Genomic DNA, 404 nt, shown 5'->3' on the forward strand with positions numbered 1-404 from the left:
GGGCTGGATCACCTCCTTAAAATATCAGGATTGTTTGAATGAGTGCTCACACAAATTAATTAGATTAATTTAAAGTTAAAGAGTTTAGTTAGATATTGGGTCTGTAGCTCAGTTGGTTAGAGCGTTCGCCTGATAAGCGGGAGGTCGGTGGTTCAAGTCCACTCAGACCCACCAATCCTTTTGAATATTTAAGTTATTACCAAAAGGAGTTAAAATTGAACGTTCATACTTAAAGCTAATGTATGCAAGGAGAAGGGGCTATAGCTCAGCTGGTAGAGCACCTGCTTTGCACGCAGGGGGTCTGCGGTTCGATCCCGCATAGCTCCACCAATGATTAAACGATTAAAATCAATTAAATATAGTAAAGCCTGTTCTTTAACAATTTAGAAAACTAGACAGATAAT

2 tRNA genes are annotated in these 404 nt (G+C 39.1%); both read left to right on the forward strand.

What is annotated here, in order from left to right:
* Positions 1-97: 97 nt before the first annotated feature.
* Positions 98-174: transfer RNA gene (locus CF66_RS00660), tRNA-Ile, on the forward strand.
* An 80-nt stretch (positions 175-254) separates the two neighbouring features.
* Positions 255-330 (forward strand) — tRNA-Ala (locus CF66_RS00665).
* Positions 331-404 lie beyond the last annotated feature (74 nt).

The organism is Candidatus Photodesmus anomalopis, from assembly GCF_000731785.2.
Classification (GTDB): Bacteria; Pseudomonadota; Gammaproteobacteria; order Enterobacterales; family Vibrionaceae; genus Vibrio; species Vibrio anomalopis.